Genomic DNA, 2325 nt, shown 5'->3' with positions numbered 1-2325 from the left:
AACACCGAACGCGCCGACGCCCTCGCGCCCTGGCTTCACTTCTACAACACTGGCCGCCGACACACCGCGCTCGGCGGCCAGCCACCGATCAGCCGACTGCCACCAAAGTCATGACCGAGTATAGCTAGGCCGACGTCGGCACCCACGTCGGAAGGGCCTCGGTCCGCTCCGCCCACTCGGCCGGCACCGCCCCGGCCTTCCCGGAGCCGATCACCCCGCCCACGATGGCGCAGGTGGTGTCCATGTCACCGCCGACCTGGGCGGTCGTCCAGAATGCCTGCTCGTAGTCACCGAGAGCCCGCGCCGCCGACCACAGGGCGAAGGGCACGGTGTCGTGGGCCGTCGTGCGCCGCCCGCAGCCCAGCACGGCCGCCACGGTGGCCGCGTCGCCGTAGTCGAGCATGTCCCGGGCGCGCCGCAGGCCCGCGCCCACCGCACTCTTCGGGACGAGAGCGACGACATCGTCGAGGAGCGATCCAGGGCTCGGCGGGCCACCGGGGGCGGCGGCCAACGCGGCAGCGGCGGCGACGGCCATGGCACCGACGACGGCCTCGCGGTGCTGATGCGTGGGGTAGGCCGAGATCTCGGCCTGGTGGGTCGCCTGCTCCGGGTCGCCCGCGTACCAGGCACCCAGTGGCGCGATCCGCATCGCGGCACCGTTGCCCCAGGATCCCTGTCCGTTGAAGAGCGCGGCCGAGAGCTCGCGCCAGTCCCCGCCCTCCCGGATCAGGCGCAGCAGCCGGTTGACCGCAGGGCCGTAGCCCCGGTCGAAGTCGTGGTGCTCGGCGAAAGAGCGGGCCAGAGCGTCCTGGTCGATGCGGTGGTGGACGGCCAGGATCGCGACCACCGAACAGGCCATCTCCGTGTCGTCCGTCCACTGCCAGGGGCCGGACGGCAGCTCGCGACGCTTCAGCAGCGGATAGTTCGCCGGCACGAAGAACTGCGAGCCCAGCGCGTCCCCCACCGCGAGTCCGCGCAGGCTGGCGAGGGCGCGGTCCAGGCGCCCGTCGGGAGAGGAGTCAGCGGTCATCGCCCTGCCACTCTATCCGGTGATCCCGTACGGTTCCGGATCTCGCCAGTGTTCGAAAGGCCGGTCAAGTGCGTACTTGCCGTCGTCCCCGAGAACGAGCATCCGCATCTCCGCGTTCCCCGGATTCGCCAGCGACTCGAATTCCGCGACCGTCCAGTGGAACCAGCGCATGCAGAACAGCCGCATCGCCAGGCCATGGGTCACCAGCAGCACGTTCGGCGGGTGGTCGGGCGCCTCGAAACTGCGGAACAGGCTCTCCAGGAAGCCACCCACCCGGTCGTACACGTCGGCGCCGGACTCGCCCTGGGCGAAGCGGTAGAAGAAGTGGCCGTAGGCGTCCCGGTAGGACTTCTGCAGGCGTACGTCGTCACAGTCCTGCCAGTTCCCCCAGTCCTGCTCACGCAGCCGGGGCTCCTCACGCACCCGTATGAGCTCGGGATCCAGGTGGAAGGCGCTCAGCGTTTCGTGCGTACGGCGGTAGGGCGAGACGTACACGCTGACGCGCTCGCGTCCGAACACCTCCCGCAGCCGTTTACCCGTCTCCTCTGCCTGCCGCCGGCCCCGCTCGGTCAGGGCCAGGGCGTGGTCGGGTACACGCTCGTACACGGTGTCATCAACATTGCCCGTTGACTCGCCGTGCCGGACAAGGACGATGCGCCGTGGTCGTGCCATGCCAAAACCCTAGATCGGGTGACAGCTGATCGAGCACTCGTATGGGCCCCATACGGCGTAGGTCACACACTTCCTGCACCACCGGCCGCACCAAGGCGCACGACTAACGGGTCCGGAATTCAAACCGTCCAGGTCGGCTCGAGCTCCACGATGTCACCCGTGAGGGCCGCGACATCCGCCTCCGTCTGGGCTCGCAGTGCCAGTCGCTCCACGCGCTCCGTGCGGTACTTACCGTGCTCAGCGGCCGACCGCCACATCGACAGCACCAGGAACTCATGGCCCGGCGCCTCACCGAACAGTCCGCGGATCATGCCCGGGGAGCCGGCCATCGCGGGGTTCCAGACCTTCTCCTGCATGAGCGTGAAGTGTTCGGCCCGGTCCTCGTGGACACGGCAGTGGGCCACTCGGACGAGGTCCGCGTCGGTGAAGCGCGGCTCGAAGCCGGTCTTCACGTCGAAGCGGTAGTCGAAGAGTTTGACCTGTATGTCCTTGTAGGTGCCCGACTGGGCCGCCGCCAGCCTGTCGTGGGACCGGGCCATGAAGGAGTCGTAGAAGGAACGGCTCTCCCAGAACGAGAAGATGTGCACGACCCCCTGCCGCCCCCGGCTCCAGCCACCCCCCTG

General features: G+C 69.1%; 3 protein-coding genes and 1 pseudogene. 1 reads left to right on the top strand and 3 read right to left on the bottom strand.

The genetic code is table 11. From position 1 onward, the window contains the following. Positions 1-114, top strand: a pseudogene (locus tag ADL12_RS52880) (integrase core domain-containing protein); the annotation flags it as partial. Positions 115-124: 10 nt separating this feature from the next. On the opposite strand, the gene ADL12_RS21300 reads toward ADL12_RS52880, so the two are convergent. The 3 genes from ADL12_RS21300 to ADL12_RS21290 all read right to left on the bottom strand — a co-directional run. Then, positions 125-1030: an ADP-ribosylglycohydrolase family protein gene (locus tag ADL12_RS21300; RefSeq protein ID WP_062704266.1), complete on the bottom strand. Its 906-nt coding sequence runs from the start codon at positions 1028-1030 to the stop codon at positions 125-127. Positions 1031-1042: 12 nt separating this feature from the next. Then, the gene (locus tag ADL12_RS21295; protein WP_062704265.1) at positions 1043-1702 is read right to left on the bottom strand and encodes a histidine phosphatase family protein; all 660 of its coding nucleotides are present in this window, start codon (positions 1700-1702) and stop codon (positions 1043-1045) included. 119 nt (positions 1703-1821) lie between these two features. Continuing rightward, the coding region (locus ADL12_RS21290) for a DUF4937 domain-containing protein (protein ID WP_062704267.1) at positions 1822-2325 on the bottom strand (504 nt) is incomplete at its 5' end.

This window comes from Streptomyces regalis, from assembly GCF_001509475.1.
In the GTDB taxonomy this organism is placed as follows: domain Bacteria; phylum Actinomycetota; class Actinomycetes; order Streptomycetales; family Streptomycetaceae; genus Streptomyces; species Streptomyces regalis.
Note: the sequence above shows the minus strand (reverse complement) of the source record. Positions and strands in the feature narration are given on the sequence as shown.

Excerpts from the sequence above, each read along its gene's own strand:
- ADL12_RS21300 (WP_062704266.1), bottom strand. The coding sequence starts at position 1,030 with ATGACCGCTGACTCCTCTCCCGACGGGCGCCTGGACCGCGCCCTCGCC.
- ADL12_RS21295 (WP_062704265.1), bottom strand. The coding sequence starts at position 1,702 with ATGGCACGACCACGGCGCATCGTCCTTGTCCGGCACGGCGAGTCAACG.